The organism is Cupriavidus sp. USMAA2-4 (assembly GCF_001854305.1).
GTDB classification, from domain to species: domain Bacteria; phylum Pseudomonadota; class Gammaproteobacteria; order Burkholderiales; family Burkholderiaceae; genus Cupriavidus; species Cupriavidus malaysiensis.
In genome coordinates this window covers 2992245-3014562 of record NZ_CP017748.1, presented here as the reverse complement: position 1 = coordinate 3014562, position 22318 = coordinate 2992245, and the positions used below count along the sequence as shown (strand labels likewise).

The 22318-nt window shown below is 63.8% G+C and carries 16 protein-coding genes, 2 tRNA genes and 3 rRNA genes; 9 read left to right on the top strand and 12 right to left on the bottom strand.

What is annotated here, in order from left to right:
• The gene (locus tag BKK79_RS13335; protein WP_071037860.1) at positions 1–1587 is read right to left on the bottom strand and encodes an ABC transporter substrate-binding protein; all 1587 of its coding nucleotides are present in this window, start codon (positions 1585–1587) and stop codon (positions 1–3) included.
• 285 nt (positions 1588–1872) lie between these two features.
• Between BKK79_RS13335 and BKK79_RS13330 the strand changes: the two genes are divergently transcribed.
• Both BKK79_RS13330 and BKK79_RS13325 read left to right on the top strand, forming a co-directional pair.
• Positions 1873–3066, top strand: a complete 1194-nt coding sequence (locus BKK79_RS13330) for a M20 aminoacylase family protein (RefSeq protein ID WP_071037859.1) — start codon at positions 1873–1875, stop codon at positions 3064–3066.
• A gap of 50 nt (positions 3067–3116) precedes the next feature.
• Positions 3117–4133 carry a DUF2891 domain-containing protein gene (locus BKK79_RS13325; protein WP_071038535.1) on the top strand — a complete coding sequence of 339 codons (1017 nt, stop codon included), beginning with the start codon at positions 3117–3119 and terminating at the stop codon, positions 4131–4133.
• A 21-nt stretch (positions 4134–4154) separates the two neighbouring features.
• Here BKK79_RS13325 and BKK79_RS13320 read toward each other — a convergent pair whose 3' ends face one another.
• The 9 genes from BKK79_RS13320 to BKK79_RS13280 form a co-directional block, all read right to left on the bottom strand.
• The gene (locus BKK79_RS13320) at positions 4155–5075 is read right to left on the bottom strand and encodes a DUF3047 domain-containing protein (RefSeq protein ID WP_071037858.1); all 921 of its coding nucleotides are present in this window, start codon (positions 5073–5075) and stop codon (positions 4155–4157) included.
• 343 nt (positions 5076–5418) lie between these two features.
• A 5S ribosomal RNA gene (rrf, locus tag BKK79_RS13315) occupies positions 5419–5532 on the bottom strand.
• Between the two features lie 122 nt (positions 5533–5654).
• Positions 5655–8533: ribosomal RNA gene (locus BKK79_RS13310) — 23S ribosomal RNA — on the bottom strand.
• A 287-nt stretch (positions 8534–8820) separates the two neighbouring features.
• Positions 8821–8896, bottom strand: a tRNA-Ala gene (locus tag BKK79_RS13305).
• Positions 8897–8906: 10 nt separating this feature from the next.
• Positions 8907–8983 (bottom strand) — tRNA-Ile (locus BKK79_RS13300).
• Positions 8984–9044: 61 nt separating this feature from the next.
• Positions 9045–10576, bottom strand: a 16S ribosomal RNA gene (locus BKK79_RS13295).
• The 16S, 23S and 5S rRNA genes sit together here with 2 tRNA genes alongside, the layout of an rRNA operon.
• A gap of 580 nt (positions 10577–11156) precedes the next feature.
• On the bottom strand, positions 11157–11933 hold the full coding sequence (locus tag BKK79_RS13290) for an enoyl-CoA hydratase (RefSeq protein WP_071015640.1): 777 nt from the start codon (positions 11931–11933) through the stop codon (positions 11157–11159).
• Positions 11934–12125: 192 nt separating this feature from the next.
• Entirely contained in the window at positions 12126–12713 is a 588-nt protein-coding gene (locus BKK79_RS13285) for a TetR/AcrR family transcriptional regulator (RefSeq protein ID WP_071037857.1), read from the bottom strand.
• A 250-nt stretch (positions 12714–12963) separates the two neighbouring features.
• Positions 12964–13560 carry a copper resistance protein CopQ gene (locus tag BKK79_RS13280; protein WP_071037856.1) on the bottom strand — a complete coding sequence of 199 codons (597 nt, stop codon included), beginning with the start codon at positions 13558–13560 and terminating at the stop codon, positions 12964–12966.
• 499 nt (positions 13561–14059) lie between these two features.
• On the opposite strand from BKK79_RS13280, the gene paaG reads away from it, so the two are divergent.
• The 3 genes from paaG (at position 14060) to paaK (ending at position 16797) form a co-directional block, all read left to right on the top strand.
• A complete protein-coding gene (gene paaG / locus BKK79_RS13275) occupies positions 14060–14872 on the top strand; it encodes a 2-(1,2-epoxy-1,2-dihydrophenyl)acetyl-CoA isomerase PaaG (protein ID WP_083384165.1) in 813 nt (270 codons plus the stop codon).
• 128 nt (positions 14873–15000) lie between these two features.
• Positions 15001–15402 (top strand): hydroxyphenylacetyl-CoA thioesterase PaaI, encoded by a 402-nt coding sequence (gene paaI / locus BKK79_RS13270; protein ID WP_071016607.1) that lies wholly within the window; start codon positions 15001–15003, stop codon positions 15400–15402.
• A gap of 90 nt (positions 15403–15492) precedes the next feature.
• Positions 15493–16797, top strand: a complete 1305-nt coding sequence (paaK, locus tag BKK79_RS13265) for a phenylacetate--CoA ligase PaaK (RefSeq protein ID WP_071015684.1) — start codon at positions 15493–15495, stop codon at positions 16795–16797.
• A 16-nt stretch (positions 16798–16813) separates the two neighbouring features.
• On the opposite strand, the gene mltA is transcribed toward paaK, so the two are convergent.
• Entirely contained in the window at positions 16814–17962 is a 1149-nt protein-coding gene (gene mltA / locus BKK79_RS13260) for a murein transglycosylase A (RefSeq protein WP_071037855.1), read from the bottom strand.
• Positions 17963–18065: 103 nt separating this feature from the next.
• Between mltA and BKK79_RS13255 the strand changes: the two genes are divergently transcribed.
• Positions 18066–18266, top strand: coding sequence for a hypothetical protein (locus BKK79_RS13255; protein ID WP_071015688.1), 201 nt, complete (start codon positions 18066–18068; stop codon positions 18264–18266).
• Positions 18267–18324: 58 nt separating this feature from the next.
• On the opposite strand, the gene apaG is transcribed toward BKK79_RS13255, so the two are convergent.
• Positions 18325–18699, bottom strand: a complete 375-nt coding sequence (apaG, locus tag BKK79_RS13250; protein WP_071015691.1) for a Co2+/Mg2+ efflux protein ApaG — start codon at positions 18697–18699, stop codon at positions 18325–18327.
• Between the two features lie 162 nt (positions 18700–18861).
• Between apaG and rpe the strand changes: the two genes are divergently transcribed.
• The 3 genes from rpe to trpE all read left to right on the top strand — a co-directional run bounded on the left by rpe (position 18862) and on the right by trpE (position 22307).
• Positions 18862–19575, top strand: coding sequence for a ribulose-phosphate 3-epimerase (rpe, locus tag BKK79_RS13245; RefSeq protein ID WP_071037854.1), 714 nt, complete (start codon positions 18862–18864; stop codon positions 19573–19575).
• Positions 19572–20294, top strand: a complete 723-nt coding sequence (gene gph, locus BKK79_RS13240; protein WP_071015695.1) for a phosphoglycolate phosphatase — start codon at positions 19572–19574, stop codon at positions 20292–20294. The genes rpe and gph overlap by 4 nt, the downstream gene beginning before the upstream one ends.
• Positions 20295–20780: 486 nt before the next feature.
• Positions 20781–22307: an anthranilate synthase component I gene (gene trpE, locus BKK79_RS13235; protein WP_071015703.1), complete on the top strand. Its 1527-nt coding sequence runs from the start codon at positions 20781–20783 to the stop codon at positions 22305–22307.
• Positions 22308–22318: the final 11 nt, after the last annotated feature.

Genomic DNA, 22318 nt, shown 5'->3' with positions numbered 1-22318 from the left:
TCAAAGCGGGCGGAAGTTGTGCGCATAGGTCCTCTCATCGGTGCGGGGCACGTAGGTGATGCCCTTCTGCGTGGCCCAGGTGGTCACCTGGTGGTGGATGGGGATGATGCCGCCGTCATCGATGGCGATCGCCGTGGCTTCCTGCAGCAGCCTGGAACGCTCCTTGTCGTCCACGGTCGCCAGCGCCTTCTCCAGCACGACGTCCATCTTCGGGTTGCAGTATTCGCCCCAGTTGGTGGTGCCGAAGCCCTTCTTGGAGTCTTCGCAGGCCAGCAGCGCGCGCAGCGGCGAGCTGACTTCACCGGTCTGCGCACCCCAGCCGAGCAGGCCGAAGGAGAACTCATGCTTGATGCCCTTGGCCGAGTAGGTGGCCATCGGCATGGCCTCGACCTTGGTGACGATGCCGACGCGCGTCAGGTTCTGCGCGATGGTCTGCGCGATCTTCTCGTCGTTGACATAGCGGTTGTTGGGCGTATGCAGCGTCACGCCGAAGCCGTTCGGATAGCCGGCCTCGGCCAGCAGCTTCCTGGCGCCTTCCGGATCGTACTTGACCGTCTTGAGATTGGGGTTGTAGCCGAACAGCGTGGGTGGCACCAGGTTGTTGGTCGGCTCCGCCAGGCCCTCCATCAACCGGTCCTTGATGCCTTCACGGTTGATTGCCATGCTGATGGCGCGGCGCACGCGGGCGTCCTTCAGCGGGTTCTTGTCCATCGGCTGCCCGTCCCTTGTGGTGACGTAGGGCGACTTGTCGCGCTTGGCATCGAAGTACAGATAGATCACGCGATGCGAGATCTTGGAGAAGAACGACAGCTTGGGATCGCTGCGCACCTTGGGCAGGTCGGGCGTGGGCACGTTCTCGATCGCCTGCACATCGCCCGACAGCAGCGCCGCCAAGCGCGTGGCGGGGTTGGGGATGAAGCGCAGCGTGACCTTGTCCCAGGCCGGCCGGGTTCCCCAGTAGTCGGGATTGCGCACCAGCTCGACGCGGTCGTCGCGCGCATAGCTGACGAACTTGAACGGCCCGGTGCCGATCATGCCCTTGCCCTGGGCGAAGTCGTCGGAACTCAGGCCCTGCGTGGCCTTCTTCTGCACGATGAAGATGGACGTCAGGTCGTTCAGCATCAGCGGATACGGCTGTGCGGTGCGGAGCTGGATGGTGTATTTGTCGATGACTTTCTTGCCGACGATGGCCTTGGTATAGACATCGAACTTGCCGGGACTGTTCTGGATCGTGGCCGGCCGGTCCAGCGACCACACCACGTCCTCGGTGGTCAGCTCGGCGCCGTCGTGGAACTTGACGCCCTTGCGCAGCTTGAATTCCCAGGTATGGTCGTCGACCAGCTTCCACGATTCGGCCAGGCCGGGGATGACACGGCTGTCCGGATCGAGCTTCACCAGGCTGTCGAAGATGTGCTCCGAGACGTTGATGTTGGAGAACAGGTTATAGAAATGCGGATCCATCGAAGTCGGCGGCGAACTCATCGCGAGCTTCAGGTCCGCGGCCTGCGCCGGCGCGGCGCTGCCCAGGCTCATGGCCCAGGCCAGCATCGCTGCGCCGAATACCTTCTTGACGTTGCGAAGGGACATCGTGCGTTCTCCCTGTGGGAAGCCAAGCAGTCTTGGAATGGAGCGTCGCGCGCGCATTGCCGCATTGCCGCAAGCTGGTGCAGGGCGATGGCCCTGCCATGCCGGTGCGACGCTGTCCGGGTACGTCAAGCATTAACTGTTCCAGCTTGCCGCATCGTCCGGCAATGCGGGGAAACCCCCGCGCGGCGCGGCGGCGCGAGCTGCCTGCTTTGGCACTTTCGGAGCCAGCGTCGTATGATCGGGGTATTCCATCGCCTTATCGCTTATCGCCTAAGTACCGGCACCATGAAGCTCATCCCCGAAATCCAGCAGGCCCAGGCCGACATCCGCGCCATCCGGCGCGACATCCACGCGCACCCCGAACTCTGCTTCGAGGAGCAGCGCACGGCCGACGTGGTCGCCCAGCAACTCGCCGCCTGGGGCATCGAGGTACACCGCGGGCTCGGCACCACCGGGCTGGTCGGCGTGATCCGCAACGGCAACAGCCCGCGCACCATCGGCCTGCGCGCCGACATGGATGCGCTGCCGCTGCAGGAGGCCAATGCCTTCGCCCACCGCTCGCAGCACGAAGGCAAGATGCACGCCTGCGGCCACGATGGCCATACCGCCATGCTGCTGGGCGCAGCGCACTACCTGGCGCAGCACCGCAACTTCGACGGTACCGTGCACCTGATCTTCCAGCCTGCCGAGGAAGGCGGCGGCGGCGCGCGCGAAATGATCAAGGACGGCCTGTTCGAGCGCTTCCCCTGCGACGCCGTGTTCGGCATGCACAACTGGCCGGGCATGCCGGCCGGCAGCTTCGGCACGCGCGCAGGCCCGTTGATGGCCTCCAGCAACGAGTTCCGCATCGTCGTGCGCGGCAAGGGCGCGCACGCGGCAATGCCCCACAACGGCAATGACCCGGTCTTCACCGCGGCACAGATCGTCTCGGCGCTGCAAGGCATCATCACGCGCAACAAGCGGCCGATCGACACCGCGGTGATCTCCGTCACGCAGTTCCACGCAGGCGACGCCACCAACATCGTGCCGAACGAGGCCTGGATCGGCGGCACCGTGCGCACCTTCACCGTGCCCGTGCTCGACCTGATCGAGCGCCGCATGCGTGAAGTTTCGGAAGCCGTGGCCGCCGCCTTCGACTGCACCATCGAGTACACCTTCCATCGCAACTACCCGCCCACCATCAACAGTGCGGCGGAGGCGACCTTCGCCATCGAAGTAGCGCGCGAACTGGTCGGGCCCGAGCTGGTCGATGGCGACGTCGAGCCGACCATGGGCGCGGAGGACTTCTCCTTCATGCTCGAGGCCAGGCCCGGCTGCTATCTGTTCATCGGCAATGGCGACGGGGCGCACCGTGAGCATGGCCACGGCATCGGCCCCTGCATGCTGCACAACCCGAGCTACGACTTCAACGACGAGTTGCTGCCGATCGGTTCGACCTTCTTCGTGCGGCTGGTGGAGAAGTGGCTGGCTCCGGCCTGAACGCCACCGATACGCAGGCGGCCGGCGCGGTGCCGGCGCTCGACCATGCCATGGCGGCCCGCTTCGCGCGGGTCGCGCTGGATAACATCCAGCGGCCCTATCCCTGCAAGGTCGATCACCTGATGACCTCGGCGGACGACCTGGCCCCGCCCGCTGTCCACCACCCGGTGTTCCACGGCAGCTACGACTGGCATTCGAGCGTGCACATGCACTGGCTGCTGGTACGCCTGCTTGCCCTGTTCCCGGACCTGGAGGGCGCCGAATCGATCCGCGAGGCCCTTGACCGTCGCCTGCGCCCGGAAGCGCTCGCGGCCGAGCGCGACTACTTCGCACGGCCCTCGGCCGCCACCTTCGAGCGCCCCTATGGCTGGGCCTGGCTGCTGCGCCTGCAGGCGGAGTCGATCGATCTGGCGCAGCGGGACGCCCGCGCGGTGCCCTGGAGCGCCGCATGCGCGCCGCTGGCCGACCTGCTGGCGATGCGACTGATCGATTACATGGCCATCGCCGACTTCCCGGTCCGTACCGGCACGCACTTCAACAGCGCCTTCGCCCTGGTGATGGCACTGGACTACGCCCATGCACTGCCGCACCCTGCCTTGCGCCAGGCCGTGGTTGCGCGGGCCCACGGGTGGTTCGGCCGCGACCAGCGCTATCCGGCGCGCTACGAACCCGGCGGTGACGAGTTCCTGTCGGGAGGGCTGGTCGAAGCCGTCCTGATGCGGCAGGTCCTTGACGGATGTGGCTTTGCAGAATGGTGGGAGCAGTTCGCGCCGCCTGCAGGCGAACTCGGCCAGTGGCTGATGCCGGTCGCGGTCAGTGATCGCAGCGACCCCAAGCTCAGCCACCTAGACGGGCTGAACCTGTCGCGTGCCTGGTGCTGGGGACGCCTGGAATCCTCGCTGCCGGCCGATCTGGTGCCGCTGGCGCGGCAGGCACGCCTTGACCATCTGGCCGCCGGACTGCCGCACGCAGCGGCCGGCGACTATGCCGGCACGCACTGGCTGGCCTCCTTCGCCACGCTGGCGATGAGCGAGGGGAGCCAGGCCGCAGCTACGTCAGCTACGTAAGCAGCGCAAGCGGCAGCCGGCTCAATCCAGCAGGATGTCGCCATACCAGGACTCGGCTCGTGTCCTGGTGTTGTCCGTGTCGGTCATGATGCCGACCGCGATCACCCGCCCAGGCTCCTGGCCGAAGGCCTTGCGGTAATCGGCACGCAGGTCGCGCTCGTGGCAGCGCCACTCTCCCGTGTGGGCAAGCCCTGAATCGGCTACGATCATGCGCACACGGTCGGTATGCGGATTTGGCAGGATCGAGCCCGCCGGGCGACGGCCGGCCCAGATATACATCAGGGTCGCATACGGCATCTCGCGCCCGGTGGTCAGCCGCGCCATTTCATACATCAACTGGTCCTTCAACGACAGGTTGCCCTTGTCGCCATCGAACGCGACGAAGACGCGCAGCGGTGCATCCTCGCGAGAACCCAGCGTATTGTCGGCAGTGCGGATCACGTCGCGGGTGCGCCAGGCCCAGCGCAGCATGCCCGCGTCACGCGCGGTCAGCGGCACGTAGAGGCCGGACGCCGAGGCATCGGCCTGCGCGTGCATCACGACCTGGTCCTGTTGGGCAACGAGCCCGTAGCGAGTCGGTGTCTTGTTGCGATTGATGCGCCAGGGGTGCCAGCCGGACGGATAAGGCTGGCCCACGGGGGCAGTGGAGAACAGCGGAAGATCCGCGCGTGGAGCCGGCTCGGCCTCGCCAGATTCCTCATCGGCATCGGCGCCGGCCGCCCCTTCGTCCGCCGCGGCAGCCACCTGGGGCGACGCGGTCACCTTCTGCTGATGCTGCGCATGCGTCGCCACGCGCGTGGCAAACGTACTGCATTCCATCGGCGCTACCGAGACCATCCTGTCCGGATCCTGCGGCTGCATAGGAGCCATGCTGGAGCACCCGGTCAGTCCTGCTGCACTCACGATGCCGCTCAGCGCCAGCAGGCACCACTTCGACTCCATCTCAACTCCCTGAACAAGCCTTGATGCACACGCGGCAGGTGCCGAGCGCCAGTCGCGTACGGCGCGCATGCGCCGGCCCCGATCCGGCAGCCAAGGTAGCAGAAGCCCGAAGGCGTCGGAATCCTCGCACACCCTGAGAAACGGACCGTGGAAGCGGACGCGGGTTCCTGATGCGATGCATGGATGAGTCAAAAACTACGTGCTCGCAACGAGTTGTCTACGGCGGGGCAGGGCCCGGTCAGGAAATCGGAAGATGGCGTAGTTGGCGCCATGTGCGCCGCGAGCGCCGCAAAGACAAAACCCCTCGCAGCGTTTGCTGTCGAGGGGTTTTGCGAGAGGGAGAGCCTGGCGATGACCTACTTTCACACGGGTAGTCCGCACTATCATCGGCGCAAAGTCGTTTCACGGTCCTGTTCGGGATGGGAAGGGGTGGTTCCGACTCGCTATGGTCACCAGGCATAAGGGGTTGCTGCGCCGGGGTTGAGCCGTCGCAGCGAATAGGGATGTAGTCTTGGTTGTGAGGTATCGGCACCGTCCTGGGCACACGCGATACGTCAACCAGTGAAACACACTGGTTATAGGATCAAGCCTTACGGGCAATTAGTACTGGTTAGCTTAACGCATTACTGCGCTTCCACACCCAGCCTATCAACGTCCTGGTCTCGAACGACCCTTCAAGGAGGTCAAGCCTCCAGGGAATCCTCATCTTCAGGCGAGTTTCCCGCTTAGATGCTTTCAGCGGTTATCTCTTCCGTACATAGCTACCCTGCGATGCCTCTGGCGAGACAACAGGTACACCAGCGGTACGTCCACTCCGGTCCTCTCGTACTAGGAGCAGCCCCCGTCAAGATTCCAACGCCCACGGCAGATAGGGACCAAACTGTCTCACGACGTTTTAAACCCAGCTCACGTACCTCTTTAAATGGCGAACAGCCATACCCTTGGGACCGGCTACAGCCCCAGGATGAGATGAGCCGACATCGAGGTGCCAAACACCGCCGTCGATATGAACTCTTGGGCGGTATCAGCCTGTTATCCCCAGAGTACCTTTTATCCGTTGAGCGATGGCCCTTCCATACAGAACCACCGGATCACTATGTCCTGCTTTCGCACCTGCTCGACTTGTCGGTCTCGCAGTTAAGCACGCTTTTGCCATTGCACTTTAGGTACGATGTCCGACCGTACCAAGCGTACCTTCGAACTCCTCCGTTACACTTTGGGAGGAGACCGCCCCAGTCAAACTGCCTACCATGCACTGTCCCCGACCCGGATTCACGGGCCAAGGTTAGAACCTCAAACAAACCAGGGTGGTATTTCAAGGACGGCTCCACCGGAACTAGCGTCCCGGTTTCAAAGCCTCCCACCTATCCTACACAGATCGGTTCAAAGTCCAATGCAAAGCTACAGTAAAGGTTCATGGGGTCTTTCCGTCTAGCCGCGGGGAGATTGCATCATCACAAACACTTCAACTTCGCTGAGTCTCGGGAGGAGACAGTGTGGCCATCGTTACGCCATTCGTGCAGGTCGGAACTTACCCGACAAGGAATTTCGCTACCTTAGGACCGTTATAGTTACGGCCGCCGTTTACCGGGACTTCAATCAAGAGCTTGCACCCCATCATTTAATCTTCCGGCACCGGGCAGGCGTCACACCCTATACGTCCACTTTCGTGTTTGCAGAGTGCTGTGTTTTTATTAAACAGTCGCAGCCACCAGTTTATTGCAACCCCTTCACCCTTCTGGCGCAGGCCAGTCAAGCTACCAGGGCGTACCTTATCCCGAAGTTACGGTACCAATTTGCCGAGTTCCTTCTCCCGAGTTCTCTCAAGCGCCTTAGAATACTCATCTCGCCCACCTGTGTCGGTTTGCGGTACGGTCTCGTATGACTGAAGCTTAGAGGCTTTTCTTGGAACCACTTCCGATTGCTTCGCGACGCATGGTCGCTCGCCCCACAGCCTTGAATCCCGCGCCCGGATTTGCCTAAGCGCCTTCTCCACTGCAGGGACCGGGACTTCCAACACCCGGACAACCTTCCGCGATCCGTCCCCCCATCGCATCATACGACGGTGCAGGAATATTAACCTGCTTCCCATCAGCTACGCATCTCTGCCTCGCCTTAGGGGCCGACTCACCCTACGCCGATGAACGTTGCGTAGGAAACCTTGGGCTTACGGCGAGGGGGCCTTTCACCCCCTTTATCGCTACTCATGTCAGCATTCGCACTTCTGATACCTCCAGCATCCTTTACAAGACACCTTCACAGGCTTACAGAACGCTCTCCTACCACGCACTTGCGTGCGTCCGCAGCTTCGGTGACTGGCTTAGCCCCGTTACATCTTCCGCGCAGGACGACTCGATCAGTGAGCTATTACGCTTTCTTTAAAGGGTGGCTGCTTCTAAGCCAACCTCCTGACTGTTTTAGCCTTCCCACTTCGTTTCCCACTTAGCCAATCTTTGGGACCTTAGCTGGCGGTCTGGGTTGTTTCCCTCTTGACACCGGACGTTAGCACCCGATGTCTGTCTCCCGTGATTGCACTCTTCGGTATTCGGAGTTTGCTATGGCGGGGTAATCAGCAATAGACCCCCCAACCATGACAGTGCTCTACCCCCGAAGGTGAGACACGAGGCACTACCTAAATAGTTTTCGGAGAGAACCAGCTATTTCCAGATTTGTTTAGCCTTTCACCCCTATCCACAGCTCATCCCCTAGTTTTTCAACACTAGTGGGTTCGGTCCTCCAGTACGTGTTACCGCACCTTCAACCTGGCCATGGATAGATCATCTGGTTTCGGGTCTACACCCAGCGACTGAACGCCCTGTTCGGACTCGCTTTCGCTACGCCTGCCCTAATCGGTTAAGCTTGCCACTGAATGTAAGTCGCTGACCCATTATACAAAAGGTACGCCGTCACCCGTTTCCAGGCTCCGACTGTTTGTATGCATGCGGTTTCAGGATCTATTTCACTCCCCTCCCGGGGTTCTTTTCGCCTTTCCCTCACGGTACTGGTTCACTATCGGTCGATCACGAGTATTTAGCCTTGGAGGATGGTCCCCCCATCTTCAGACAGGATTTCACGTGTCCCGCCCTACTTGTCGTACACCTAGTTCCACAACGCTGTTTTCGCATACAGGGCTATCACCTGCTATGGCCGGGCTTTCCATCCCGTTCTGCTAACAATGCTGCTAAAGAGTACAAGGCTCTTCCCATTTCGTTCGCCACTACTCTGGGAATCTCGGTTGATTTCTGTTCCTGCAGCTACTTAGATGTTTCAGTTCGCCGCGTTCGCTTCCCTTGCCTATGTATTCAGCAAGGGATGACCCATACGGGCCGGGTTTCCCCATTCGGACATCTCCGGATCAAAGCTCGTTTGCCAGCTCCCCGAAGCTTTTCGCAGGCTACCGCGTCCTTCATCGCCTGTGATCGCCAAGGCATCCACCACATGCACTTGTTCGCTTGACCCTATAACGAGTGTGTCTCAAGCTCGCGCTTGAAACGCTCATTACAGGTTGAGTTCTCGCATTTGTGCCGTATTCCAAGTCATCTTTCGATCACTTAAATACTTTGGTTGATACAATCACAACCCGGTATCACGTTAAACTACTGCGCGTCTCATCAACACGCCGTGACACCTTTACTACATCCCATATTGTTAAAGAACAGCCGATGCTTTCGCATCGCTTGGCCAACGCCAAATGCAAGCGCTCAACGCTAAGCGCTTGCATTTGGCTTGTCCAACCCAAGGTCGATGGTGGAGGATGACGGGATCGAACCGACGACCCCCTGCTTGCAAAGCAGGTGCTCTCCCAGCTGAGCTAATCCCCCTCGGATAACTTGGTGGGTCTGGTAGGACTTGAACCTACGACCCCCGCCTTATCAAGACGGTGCTCTAACCACCTGAGCTACAGACCCTTGGCTGTAACAGCAAACAGACCGATAAGTGTGAACGCTTCACTTGGGAAGCACGCTCTGGAAAGGAGGTGATCCAGCCGCACCTTCCGGTACGGCTACCTTGTTACGACTTCACCCCAGTCATGAACCCTGCCGTGGTAATCGCCCTCCTTGCGGTTAGGCTAACTACTTCTGGCAAAACCCACTCCCATGGTGTGACGGGCGGTGTGTACAAGACCCGGGAACGTATTCACCGCGGCATGCTGATCCGCGATTACTAGCGATTCCAGCTTCACGTAGTCGAGTTGCAGACTACGATCCGGACTACGATGCGTTTTCTGGGATTAGCTCCCCCTCGCGGGTTGGCAACCCTCTGTACGCACCATTGTATGACGTGTGAAGCCCTACCCATAAGGGCCATGAGGACTTGACGTCATCCCCACCTTCCTCCGGTTTGTCACCGGCAGTCTCTCTAGAGTGCCCTTTCGTAGCAACTAGAGACAAGGGTTGCGCTCGTTGCGGGACTTAACCCAACATCTCACGACACGAGCTGACGACAGCCATGCAGCACCTGTGTCCACTTTCCCTTTCGGGCACCTGATGCATCTCTGCTTCGTTAGTGGCATGTCAAGGGTAGGTAAGGTTTTTCGCGTTGCATCGAATTAATCCACATCATCCACCGCTTGTGCGGGTCCCCGTCAATTCCTTTGAGTTTTAATCTTGCGACCGTACTCCCCAGGCGGTCAACTTCACGCGTTAGCTTCGTTACTGAAGAAATGAATCCCCAACAACTAGTTGACATCGTTTAGGGCGTGGACTACCAGGGTATCTAATCCTGTTTGCTCCCCACGCTTTCGTGCATGAGCGTCAGTCACGTCCCAGGGGGCTGCCTTCGCCATCGGTATTCCTCCACATCTCTACGCATTTCACTGCTACACGTGGAATTCTACCCCCCTCTGACGCACTCTAGCCTTGCAGTCACAAGCGCCATTCCCAGGTTGAGCCCGGGGATTTCACGCCTGTCTTACAAAACCGCCTGCGCACGCTTTACGCCCAGTAATTCCGATTAACGCTCGCACCCTACGTATTACCGCGGCTGCTGGCACGTAGTTAGCCGGTGCTTATTCTTCCGGTACCGTCATCCCTCCGGGGTATTAGCCCAAAGGATTTCTTTCCGGACAAAAGTGCTTTACAACCCGAAGGCCTTCTTCACACACGCGGCATTGCTGGATCAGGGTTGCCCCCATTGTCCAAAATTCCCCACTGCTGCCTCCCGTAGGAGTCTGGGCCGTGTCTCAGTCCCAGTGTGGCTGATCGTCCTCTCAGACCAGCTACTGATCGTCGCCTTGGTGAGCCTTTACCTCACCAACTAGCTAATCAGACATCGGCCGCTCCTATTGCGCGAGGCCTTGCGGTCCCCCGCTTTCACCCTCAGGTCGTATGCGGTATTAGCTAATCTTTCGACTAGTTATCCCCCACAACAGGGCACGTTCCGATGTATTACTCACCCGTTCGCCACTCGCCGCCAGACCGAAGTCCGCGCTGCCGTTCGACTTGCATGTGTAAGGCATGCCGCCAGCGTTCAATCTGAGCCAGGATCAAACTCTTCAGTTCAATCTCTGTGTGGTTCCGCGCAGTTGCCTGCGCAAACCTCGCTCTTTCGAGCGGTCGCTCACTCTCAGAAAACTGACTGGCTCCGTCCGAAGACGAAACCAAACATGTTTACTGTGCGAGCACTGATAACTTGTAAGCTAGAAGACCGAGGTCTTCCGCTTCCCGCATCAAGCGCCCACACTTATCGGCTGTTTGTTTGTTAAAGAACTCACGCGATTCGCTTTGCTTACCGCGTCGCTGCGTTGTCAGCAGCAGAGAAACGAGATTATGAAGAACTTTCTGCGTTTCGTCAACAGGTTCGAAGCATCTTTTTCGCTCCGGTCAGTCGCGCTTCGCAGCACCACCCACCATCCTGCCAACCCCGCAACCCGCGTCGCTGCTGGCTTTGCCGCTGCGCTTCGTGTTGCGAGGGGGCGAATAGTAGGCCGGATCCCGCAGCTTGGCAACACATTTGTCATGAAGTCATGGCAGCCCCTCTCGGGGAAACAGCCAAACCATTGAATCTATTGAAAAATGTTTCTCCGGCGAGGATTGGAAAGGAATACCCGAGTGATGATCTCGGGTATTCCCCTATCAAGTTTTAGCGATGCTTGAAGTTCGGGCTGCGCTTTTCCAGGAAGGCTGCCATACCTTCCTTCTGGTCTTCCGTGGCGAAAGTGGAGTGGAAGACGCGCCGCTCGAAATGCACGCCCTCGGCGAGGGTGGTTTCATAGGCGGTGTTGATCGACTCCTTGATCATCATGACCACCGGAAGCGAATAGCTGGCGATGGCCTCAGCAGCGCCGATCGCTTCGTCAAGCAGTTTGTCGGCAGCAACCACGCGCGACACCAGGCCGGCGCGCTCGGCCTCGGCCGCATCCATCATGCGGGCGCTCAGGCACAGGTCCATGGCCTTGGCCTTGGAAACGGCACGCGGCAGGCGCTGGGTGCCGCCCGCACCGGGCATGGTGCCGAGCTTGACTTCGGGTTGGCCGAACCGTGCGGTATCCGCAGCGATGATGATGTCGCACATCATCGCCAGCTCGCAGCCGCCGCCCAGCGCATAGCCGGCCACGGCCGCGATCACGGGCTTGCGGATGCGGCGGATGGTTTCCCAATTGCGCGTGATGTACTCGCCCTTGTACACATCCATATAGGTGTACTGGGCCATCATGCCGATATCGGCCCCCGCAGCAAAGGCGCGCTCGCTACCGGTGATGACGATGCAGCCGACCCCTTCATCGGCATCGAAGGCGCTCAGCGCCGCGCCGAGCTCGTCCATCAGCGCATCGTTGAGCGCGTTGAGCGCCTTGGGCCGGTTCAGGGTGACCAGGCCTACGCGGCCACGCGTCTCGACCAGGATGTTTTCATACGACATGCCATCTCCTCTGGGATTGAATGATGCAGGAACCCGGCGCCGCATCGAAGCAACGCCGGGTGTTGCCCCGGCAGTCTGCCACTTCGAGAGCATTTTTCAAGATGCGTGCAGCATGCGGGCGAGTCCGGCAGGCATGCAAAAAGGCCGGTCGAGATCGACCGGCCCTTGGAAATGCGGCGCCACGCAGAGAAGTCAGGCGGCGCGCGCCATCGGCGCAGACACGTAGTCCATCAACAATTGACCGACCGCATCCAGGCGTTCAGCCGAGCCGAACAGGCGGTTCGACACCAGCGCGTTCTGCAGCGCTGCGTAGATCACCTGGGCCAGTTCATGCGGCGCGGCCGGCAACGACCGCGCATGTTCACGCACAGCCTGCTCCAGCATTTGCGCCAGCCTTTCCTCATGCAGGCGGAAGAAATCGCGCACCACCGCCTGGGTCGCCGGAGACAGGCTCAGGACCTCCGTCGACAGCATCCCGACCAGGCAGATCTGGTCACCATGGCAGGCGGCAGCCCGGAGATTCTGCAGGTAGGCGCGCGCCTGGTCCTGCGCGGTAGGCAAACGATCCAGCTCGCGCAGGCGCTCCATCACCCGTGCGCTGTATTCCGTGACCGCCTCCAGCACCAGGTCGTCCTTGGAGGGAAAGTAATAGTGGATGCTCGAGGTCTTGACCCCGACCAGTTCGGCCAGGTCTCGATAGCTGAAACCGTTCACGCCACGGCGGCGGATCAGCACCAGCGTGTGCTCGAGCAGTTGTTCTCTTACAGATTGGGTTTTCATGGCGTGATCCTCCGCGTCGCGACGGCACTTCAGGCTGGTTGCTGCAACGCTCTGGCCAGATCCTCGCCTGCTCTCGCTCACGCCGGCAGCACTTGCGCCGCCAGGGTCACCAGCGAGCCGCTGGCCAGGCACAGGAACACCCAGCCGGCCAGGATCAGAACGCTATCCCGCAGTCTCATGATCGCTTCTCCACTCACCTGCTAACGCGGGGCGGCGCCGGCCACGGGCCGCCACCACCCCGCCATCCACATCAGGCCAGCGCGCCGTCGGTGTACGGGTCGAACTTACCGACCTTGGCACCATCCGTGTACGGGTCGAACTTGCGGGCCGGTTCCGACGACACGCCGCTGCGGTCAAGGCCTGCCACGATGCGGGCACCATCGGTGTACGGGTCGAACTTGCCGACCTTGGCACCATCCGTGTACGGGTCGAACTTGCGGGCCGGTTCCGACGACACGCCGCTGCGGTCCAGGCCCGCCACGATGCGGGCACCATCGGTGTACGGGTCGAACTTGCCGACCTTGGCACCATCCGTGTACGGATCGAACTTACGAGCCGGTTCCGACGACACGCCGCTGCGGTCCAGGCCCGCCACGATGCGGGCACCGTCGGTGTACGGGTCGAACTTGCCGACCTTGGCGCCGTCCGTGTACGGATCGGCCTTGCCCGCCTTGGCCCCGTCCGTGTAGACGCTGCGCGCGTCATTGCCGCGGAACACGTAGCCGTAGCGGTCGCCCGAGATGCCGCTGTCCTTCGGGCCCGAGGCGTAGGCCTGGCCGCCCAGCACGGCGGCAGCCAGCACGGCGGCGGTGATCAGGGTCTTGGTGAAGGTCTTGTTGGTGCTCATGATGCTCTCCTTGTCTAGCAAGAATCCACGCGATCGGGATCCGGTTGGTCTGCGGCGCGGCGCTTGGTGCCGGGCCGGTTAGGTATCTACTTGCATCTACTTGTAGATAGAGAACCGGTCCTGAAAAAACGGGGAAATCCCCGATGTCGCGCTGGATCCTCTTTTTCTTTCCTGCCGCCGGTGGCGGAGGGGAAGCAGCGATCCATGAACACATGGTATCTACTGGTAGATAGATAGTCAAGGGGTTTTTTGCATTGCCGCAGCCAGGGACGTCCCGACGATCCCGCGCCCTCCCCCTCCTGCCGGATATCGCAGCGCGGGTGAATCCCGCCCCGTCCGCATGCGTCACGCTCCTCAGCCAGGAAAAATAGTGCTACTATTTTCCGACCGACTGGTCGGTTAATTTATCAACCGCCGACACCTGCCTACAATCGAGTTGGCAGGACGGGGCGCACGGCCGCGCCCCGGCAAATAGAACAGAACACCGGCAGGAGACGCCATGCGAGACACGCCCCCGCAGACCACGCTCAATGATGGTCCCGTGCTATTGCGCTGGCACGGCCAGGTTGCCGTGCTGACGCTGAATCGCCCGGACAAGCTCAACAGCTTTACCCGCCAGATGCACGCCGCGCTGCAGTCCGCGCTCGACCTCGCCGAGGCCGGCGGCGCCCGCGCCCTGCTGCTGACGGGGTCCGGACGGGGCTTCTGCGCCGGGCAGGACCTGGCCGATCTCGACTTCACCCCCGGGCACATGAGCGATCTGGGGGAATTGATCGATTCCTGCTTCAATCCACTGATCCGCCGGCTGCAGGCGCTGCCGCTGCCGGTCATCGCCGCGGTCAACGGCACCGCCGCCGGCGCGGGCGCGAACCTGGCGCTGGCCTGCGACATCGTACTGGCGGCTCGCTCGGCCAGCTTCCTGCAGGCCTTCGTCAAGATCGGGCTGGTGCCGGATTCGGGCGGTACCTGGTTCCTGCCTCAGCGGGTCGGCATGGCCCGCGCGCTCGGGCTGGCCCTGACCGGCGACAAATTGTCGGCCGAGGATGCCGAGCGCTGGGGCCTGATCTGGGAGGTGATGGACGACACCCTGCTGGCCGAACAAGCCCTGGCCCTGGCCACGCAGCTGGCGGCCCAGCCGACCCGCGCCCTGGCCGCCATCAAGCAGGCCATGCGCGCCGGCGCGACGCAGACGCTCGACGCCCAGCTCGACCTGGAGCGCGACCTGCAGCGCGAACTGGGCGCATCCCACGACTACGCCGAGGGCGTCAACGCCTTCCTGGCCAGGCGCACACCGCGCTTTACCGGCGCCTAGCCGCCGGCCTCGCGCAGCACCGGCGTCTGCGCTGCGCACCTCGATCCGCCCATCCACCGCTCCAAGGAGATCGCTTGACCTCATCCACAGAAGCCGCCCAGGCACTCGCCGAAGCCGCGGCCGCCAGCATGTACGAGGCCGATGCCTGCAGCCGCTGGCTCGGCATCGTGGTCGAGGCGGTCCGCCCCGGCTACGCCCGCCTGTCGATGCCCGTACGTCCAGAGTTCCTCAACGGCCACGGTATCTGCCACGGCGGCCTGATGTTCACGCTGGCCGACTCGACCTTTGCCTTCGCCTGCAACAGCCACAATATCAACACCGTAGCGGCCGGCTGCAGCATCGAGTTCCTCAAGCCTGTGCACGGTGGTGACGTGCTGTGCGCCGAGGCGGTCGAGCAGACGCTGTCCGGCCGACACGGCATCTACGATGTCCGTCTCAGCAATCGCGCCGGCGAGACGGTGGCAATGTTCCGCGGCAAGTCCGCGCAGATCAAGGGCCACGTGGTGCCGCCGCCCGCCGAGGCCGGCTGAAATCGGCTGAAATCGACAGAAGCCGGCGGAAGCCCCCGCGCCAAGCCCCCCCCTCCTTACGATAACCCGCACCGAAGCGCAGGAGACACCATGAGCACGCGCCTGACCGATCTGCCCCTGGAGCCGATCGAGACCGCCAGCCGCGACGCATTGCAGGACTTGCAGTTGCAGCGCCTGAAATGGTCGCTCGATCACGCCTACCGCAACTCGCCGGTGTACCGGCGCAAGTTCGACGAAGCCGGCGTGCACCCCGATGACCTGCGCTCGCTGGCCGACCTGGCGCGCTTTCCCTTCACCACCAAGCAGGACCTGCGCGACAACTATCCCTTCGGCATGTTCGCCGTGCCGCAGGACCGGGTGGCCCGCATCCATGCCTCCTCCGGCACCACCGGCAAACCCACGGTGGTCGGCTACACGCTGCAGGACATCGATACCTGGGCCACGGTGATGGCGCGCTCGATCCGTGCCGCCGGCGCGCGCCGTGGCGACAAGGTCCACGTCAGCTACGGCTACGGGCTGTTTACCGGCGGCCTGGGCGCGCACTACGGCGTGGAAAAGGCCGGCCTCACCGCCATCCCCTTCGGCGGCGGCCAGACCGAGCGCCAGGTGCAGTTGATCCAGGATTTCAAGCCCGAGGTGATCATGGTCACGCCCAGCTACATGCTGGCGCTGGCCGACGAATTCGAGCGCCAAGGCATCGACCCGGCTTCCACTTCGCTCAAGGTGGGTATCTTCGGCGCCGAGCCCTGGACGCCCGAGATGCGGCTGGCACTGGAAAAGCGCATGGGCATCTCGGCGGTGGACATCTACGGCCTGTCCGAGGTGATGGGGCCGGGCGTGGCCAACGAGTGCGCCGAAACCAAGGATGGCCCGACCATCTGGGAAGACCATTTCTATCCGGAGGTGATCGACCCGATCACCGGCGAGGTGCTGCCGGATGGTGCGTTCGGCGAGCTGGTCTTCACCACGCTGAGCAAGGAAGCGCTGCCGGTGGTGCGTTACCGCACGCGCGACCTGACCCGGCTGCTGCCCGGTACCGCGCGCCCAGCGTTCCGCCGCATGGAGAAGATCACCGGCCGCTCTGACGACATGATGATCATCCGCGGCGTCAACGTCTTCCCCTCACAGATCGAGGAACTGATCCTCAAGCATCCCGAGCTGGCGCCCCACTACCAGTGCGTGCTGGGCAAGGAAGGTCCGCTCGACACCCTGACCGTGCGCGTCGAGTGCGCGCACGGCGCGGTCCCTGCCAACACCGGCGAGGCCCGCGCCAGGCTGGCCCACGACATCAAGGCCTTCATCGGCGTGACGGCGAGCGTGGACGTGCTGCCCGAAGGCGGTGTCGAGCGCTCAGTGGGCAAGGCCCGCCGCATCGTCGACCAGCGTCCGCGCTGAGCGTTGCGCGCCGCGCTCAACTGCGTGGCATCAGCACCCACATGCGCCCGGCCTGCTTCATGCGGCCGGCGGTCTCCCCGGCGGCATCGCCCGCCCCCCAGAAGAAGTCGGCGCGCACCCCGCCCTTGATGGCGGTGCCGGTGTCCTGGGCGAACATGAGCCGCTGGATCGGCTCGCTCGACAGCGGCCGCGTGGTCGACAGGAAGACCGGCACGCCCAGCGGGATGGTGGCCGGATCGACCGCGATCGAGCGCTCCGCCGTCAACGGTACTCCCAGCGCGCCCACCGGCCCCTCGTTGGTCGGCGCCAGCTCGCGGAAGAAGACGAAGCGCGGATTGACGTTGAGCATCTCGTCGACCCGGCCCGGATTGGCACGCGCCCAGGCCTTGATGCCCTGCATGGTGGCCTGGGCCGGCGTGATTTCGCCGCGGTCCAGCAGCCATTTGCCGAAGGATCGGAACGGATGGTCGTTGGTGCCGCCGTAACCGACCCGCATCAGCGTGCCGTCGGCCAGGCGGATGCGGCCCGAACCCTGGATCTGCAGGAAGGCAGCCTCGACCGGGTCGTCCACCCAGGCCAGCTCCTGGCCGCGCAGCCCCGGGTTCTGCAGCAGTTCGGCGCGCGCCGGCAGCGCGCGGCCGTTCCATTGCGGCGGCTTGCGGTACAGCGCGACCTGGTAGGGCCCCTGGCGCGTGCGCGAACCATGGAGGATGGGCTCGTAGTAGCCGGTGATCAGGCCGGAGTCGGAGCCATCGCCGTTGACCACACGGTAGGGCTGGAAATAGGTCTCGAAATAGCTGCGCATCGCGCCCAGGTCGCCAGCGTCGACCATCAGGCCGGCCGAGCAGGCGCGGTTCCAGTCCGCGCGCTTCTTCAGTACCTGGCAGCTTTCCTGCAGCGCCGGCCAGGCGGCGCGCACGTCGTCCTGCTGCCAGCCGGCGACATCGTTCCAGTCGACCGCTTGCAGCCGGCCCTTCTGCGACGACGCGGCCGGCGGCTGGCCGGGCGTGCCGGGTCCCTCGACGCGGGGCGGCGGACCGCTCATGCAGCCGGCCAGCAAGGCCGCGCCGGCGGCCAGGGCCAGCCAGGCTCGCGTGCGCGCTGATGGCAGCACTGGACGCTGCCAGGAGAAACGGGGAAGGGAAGAAAAATCCGGAGTTGCCATCTTGCTCTGTTCAATCGCCGGCCCGCGCGATCCGATGCGCCACCGATGTCCTACAATGCCCAGCGTCCTGTCATCCAACCACGCCCCCGGCACGGATCACGCCATGAGTGCATTCCTCGAAGCCCATCCCATGCTGCTGTTCGCCCTGGAAGCCGGCGTGGCATTGTTCCTGCTGATCTTCATCGTGGTCTGGACCATGGGCACCGCCAAGAAGCATCCCCGCCCGACCCGCGCACCGGCCGATCACCCTTCGCGCAGCGGCCAGCCCGCGCAGCCTGGAGAGGACAACGGCGGCGCCCGATAGGTTCCGCGCGCCGCGCCGGCGGCATCGTGCGCGCGGCGCGGAATCCGCGCCGGCCGACTCAATGCAGCATGCGCGGCAGCACCAGCGCGAACTCGGGAATCGGCACCTCGAAGCGGTGGCCGTCCTCGGCCACGCAGAAGTAGTCGCCCTTCATCGAGCCCACCGGGGTGGAGATGGTGGCCCAGCTGGTGTATTCGAAATGCTCGCCCGGCTTGAGCAGCGGCTGGTGCCCGACCACGCCGAGGCCGGACACTTCCTGCGTGCCGTTGTCGCTGTCGGTGATGATCCAGTGGCGCGAGATCAACTGCGCGGCCACCTCGCCGGTATTGTGGATGGTGATGGTGTAAGCGAAGGCATGGCGCCCGCGCTCGGGATCGGACTGCTCGGGCAGGTACTGGGTGCGTACCGCCACGGAAAACGCGTACTCGCTCATCGTCTGGGGCGTCGGGCCGAGGAAATGGGTAGCCGCATTGTGCGGCAAGGCACCCGGGGCGGCAAGCGCGGCGCCGGACGGGCATGGCCGGCGCCCGCGGCGCCGGCAGCGTAAAATGGCGGCGGTTCCCTCGTTTTATCGCCAATTCCCCACGCCGCCGCCATGAGCACGCCCACGTACCGCATCGCCCCGTCCATCCTGTCCGCCGACTTCGCCCGCCTGGGCGAGGAAGTCCGCCGCGTGACCGAGGCCGGCGCCGACTGGATCCACTTCGACGTGATGGACAATCACTACGTGCCGAACCTGACGGTCGGCCCGATGGTGTGCGAAGCCATCCGCCCGCACGTGACGGCACCGATCGACGTGCACCTGATGGTGCGTCCGGTCGACCGCATCATTCCCGACTTCGCGCGCGCCGGGGCCAACATCATCACCTTCCACCCCGAGGCCAGCGACCACGTCGACCGCTCGCTGGCACTGATCCGCGACCAGGGCTGCCAGGCCGGCCTGGTGTTCAACCCGGCCACGCCGCTGCACCATCTGGACCATGTGATGGACCGCCTCGACGTGATCCTGCTGATGTCGGTCAACCCCGGCTTCGGCGGCCAGTCCTTCATCCCCGAGACGCTCAACAAGCTGCGCGCCGTGCGCGCCCGCATCGACGCCTATGCCGAGCGCACCGGCCGCCCCATCCTGCTGGAAGTCGACGGCGGCGTGAAGGTCGATAACATCGCCGAGATCGCGGCAGCCGGCGCCGACACCTTCGTGGCCGGCTCGGCGGTGTTCGGCAAGCCCGACGCCGACGGTGGCTACCGCGGCGTGCTGTCGGCCCTGCGCGCCGAACTGGCCAAGGTCCCCGCGCAGGCAGCCCGATGAGCGCCGCACAGCCGGCGCGCCGCGACTGGAGCGGCATCCGCGGCGTGATCGTCGACCTCGACGGCACCATGGTCGATACCGCAGGTGACTTCCACGCCGCCGTCAATGCCATGCTGGGCGCGCTCGCGCGCCTGCACCCGCACCTGCCGGCGCCGGCGCCGCTGACGCGCGAAGCCATCGTCAGCTTCGTCGGCAAGGGCTCGGAGAACCTGATCCGGCGCGTGCTCGACGCCCGCTTCACGCCGGCCCACGCCAACGGCCTGTTCGCCGACGCGCTGGCGCTGTACGACCGCGAGTACCTGCGCATCAACGGCCAGTTCTCGCAGGTCTACGCGGGTGTGGCCGAAGGCCTGGCGCGCCTCAAGGCCGCCGGGCTGCGCCTGGCCTGCGTGACCAACAAGCCCTACAGCTTCACCGAGCCGCTGCTGGCCAAGACCGGGCTGGTCCGGTATTTCGAGCTGGTCTACGGTGGCGACGCCTTCCCGCTGCGCAAGCCGGACCCGCTGCCCCTGCTCAAGGTGGCCGAGGCCTTCCGCCTGGAGCCGGCGCAGATGGCAGCCATCGGGGACTCCGAGAACGACGCCCAGGCGGCCCGCGCGGCCGGCATGGGAGTGCTGCTGGTGCCCTATGGCTACAACCACGGCAACCCTGTACAAGGCGTCGACGCCGATGGTATAGTCGGCACCATTGCCCAGGCGGCGTCCCTGTTGACGGCGTAGCGGGCATGACCGAAGCCGGTCCCGACGCATGGCACACGTATTGCACGGATTGCAGTGCGCGGCAGACCGGCCTTCGCTTACCTCCGTCGCAGAACACGACACATGTTTCTGAATCGCAAACGCATCTCTTCTGGCAGTGATCGGCAGGCCTGGCCCTGGCGTCGCTGGCGCGCCTCCCAACAGGCGTAAAGTGCGTTCGCGAGTCTCCTGAGAAGCTTCCCTACACGCGGAAGGTTTCGCCAGGCCGGCAGCAGCCGGGCAATCCCAGCCATCCCCCTCTCGCCAGCCGGCCGTAGCCAACGCCGCAGCAGTCGGCTACGTTTGGTCCACGAACGCACCGCACGCCCCACCAGGCCGTGTGCGGTCTTGTTCGCAAGTCTTCCGCACCACGGCAAGCCACCGGGGCCGGCGACCGTATCGCCTGCCCCTCCCGCCGTACCATGGCGCCGCCGCCCGGCAGCGGGCGCGCCGCCCACGAGGATGGACATGACCGAACTCGAATTCAAATCGCTGGCCGACCAGGGCTACAACCGCATCCCGCTGATCGCCGAGGCCTTCGCCGACCTGGAGACGCCCCTCTCGCTCTACCTGAAGCTGGCCCAGTCGCAGACCCGCGGCATCAACACCTTCTTGCTGGAATCGGTAGTCGGCGGAGAACGCTTCGGCCGCTATTCCTTCATCGGCCTGCACGCCCGCACGCTGCTGCGCGCCTACGGCGAGCGCACCGAGGTGGTGACCGACGGCCGAGTGGTGGAGACGCATGAAGGCAACCCGCTGGACTTCATCGCCGACTTCGAAAAGCGCTTCAAGGTGGCGCTGCGCCCCGGCCTGCCGCGCTTCTGCGGCGGCCTGGCCGGCTATTTCGGCTACGACGCGGTGCGCTATATCGAGAAGAAGCTCGCCGCCACGCAGAAGGCCGACGACCTCGGCCTGCCCGACATCCAGTTGCTGCTGTGCGAAGAGCTGGCGGTGATCGACAACCTGTCGGGCAAGCTCTACCTGATCGTCTACGCCGACCCGAACACACCCGAGGCCTATCCGCGCGCCCGCGCCCGCCTGCGCGACCTGCGCATGAAGCTGCGCCAGCCGGTGGACCTGCCGGTCACCAGCCCGTCGGTGCAGACCGAGGTCTTCCGCGAATTCGACAAGGCCGACTATCTGGCCGCCGTCCACCGCGCCAAGGAGTACATCATGGCCGGCGACATGATGCAGGTGCAGATCGGCCAGCGCCTGACCAAGCCCTACCGCGACGCGCCGCTGTCGCTGTACCGCGCGCTGCGCTCGCTGAACCCCTCGCCGTACATGTACTTCTACAACTTCGGCGACTTCCAGATCGTCGGTGCCTCGCCCGAGATCCTGGTGCGCCAGGAGACCCGCCGCACCGGCACCGCGAACAACGGCGGCGAAGTGCGCGAGGAGCGCGTCATCACCATCCGCCCGCTGGCCGGCACCCGCCCGCGCGGCAATACGCCGGAGAAGGACGCCCAGCTCGCCACCGAACTGCTCAACGACCCCAAGGAAATCGCCGAGCACGTGATGCTGATCGACCTGGCGCGCAACGACATCGGCCGCATCGCCGAGACCGGCAGCGTCAAGGTCACCGACAAGATGGTGATCGAGAAGTACTCGCACGTGCAGCACATCGTCAGCTCGGTCGAAGGCCGCCTCAAGGACGGCATGACCAATCTCGACGTGCTGCGCGCCAGCTTCCCGGCCGGCACGCTGTCGGGCGCACCCAAGGTGCGCGCGATGGAGATCATCGACGAGCTGGAGCCGCGCAAGCGCGGCATCTACGGCGGCGCGGTGGGCTACCTGTCCTTCGGCGGTGAAATGGACCTCGCCATCGCCATCCGCACCGGCATCATCAAGGACGGCAACCTCTACGTGCAGGCGGCCGCCGGCATCGTCGCCGATTCGGACCCCGAAGCCGAATGGCGCGAGACCGAAGCCAAGGCGCGCGCGGTGATCCGCGCCGCCGAGCAGGTCCAGGATGGCCTGGACTCCGACATCTGACCCGGAACAGG

What these genes read in the sequence shown, in the direction of transcription:
- paaI (WP_071016607.1), top strand. Translation starts at nt 15,001, where the DNA reads ATGTACGAGGCCGATGCCTGCAGCCGCTGGCTCGGCATCGTGGTCGAG.
- gph (WP_071015695.1), top strand. Translation starts at nt 19,572, where the DNA reads ATGAGCGCCGCACAGCCGGCGCGCCGCGACTGGAGCGGCATCCGCGGC.
- paaK (WP_071015684.1), top strand. Translation starts at nt 15,493, where the DNA reads ATGAGCACGCGCCTGACCGATCTGCCCCTGGAGCCGATCGAGACCGCC.
- BKK79_RS13285 (WP_071037857.1), bottom strand. Translation starts at nt 12,713, where the DNA reads ATGAAAACCCAATCTGTAAGAGAACAACTGCTCGAGCACACGCTGGTG.
- BKK79_RS13335 (WP_071037860.1), bottom strand. Translation starts at nt 1,587, where the DNA reads ATGTCCCTTCGCAACGTCAAGAAGGTATTCGGCGCAGCGATGCTGGCC.
- apaG (WP_071015691.1), bottom strand. Translation starts at nt 18,699, where the DNA reads ATGAGCGAGTACGCGTTTTCCGTGGCGGTACGCACCCAGTACCTGCCC.
- BKK79_RS13255 (WP_071015688.1), top strand. Translation starts at nt 18,066, where the DNA reads ATGAGTGCATTCCTCGAAGCCCATCCCATGCTGCTGTTCGCCCTGGAA.
- BKK79_RS13320 (WP_071037858.1), bottom strand. Translation starts at nt 5,075, where the DNA reads ATGGAGTCGAAGTGGTGCCTGCTGGCGCTGAGCGGCATCGTGAGTGCA.
- BKK79_RS13325 (WP_071038535.1), top strand. Translation starts at nt 3,117, where the DNA reads ATGGCGGCCCGCTTCGCGCGGGTCGCGCTGGATAACATCCAGCGGCCC.
- rpe (WP_071037854.1), top strand. Translation starts at nt 18,862, where the DNA reads ATGAGCACGCCCACGTACCGCATCGCCCCGTCCATCCTGTCCGCCGAC.
- mltA (WP_071037855.1), bottom strand. Translation starts at nt 17,962, where the DNA reads ATGGCAACTCCGGATTTTTCTTCCCTTCCCCGTTTCTCCTGGCAGCGT.
- BKK79_RS13280 (WP_071037856.1), bottom strand. Translation starts at nt 13,560, where the DNA reads ATGAGCACCAACAAGACCTTCACCAAGACCCTGATCACCGCCGCCGTG.
- BKK79_RS13330 (WP_071037859.1), top strand. Translation starts at nt 1,873, where the DNA reads ATGAAGCTCATCCCCGAAATCCAGCAGGCCCAGGCCGACATCCGCGCC.
- paaG (WP_083384165.1), top strand. Translation starts at nt 14,060, where the DNA reads ATGCGAGACACGCCCCCGCAGACCACGCTCAATGATGGTCCCGTGCTA.
- trpE (WP_071015703.1), top strand. Translation starts at nt 20,781, where the DNA reads ATGACCGAACTCGAATTCAAATCGCTGGCCGACCAGGGCTACAACCGC.
- BKK79_RS13290 (WP_071015640.1), bottom strand. Translation starts at nt 11,933, where the DNA reads ATGTCGTATGAAAACATCCTGGTCGAGACGCGTGGCCGCGTAGGCCTG.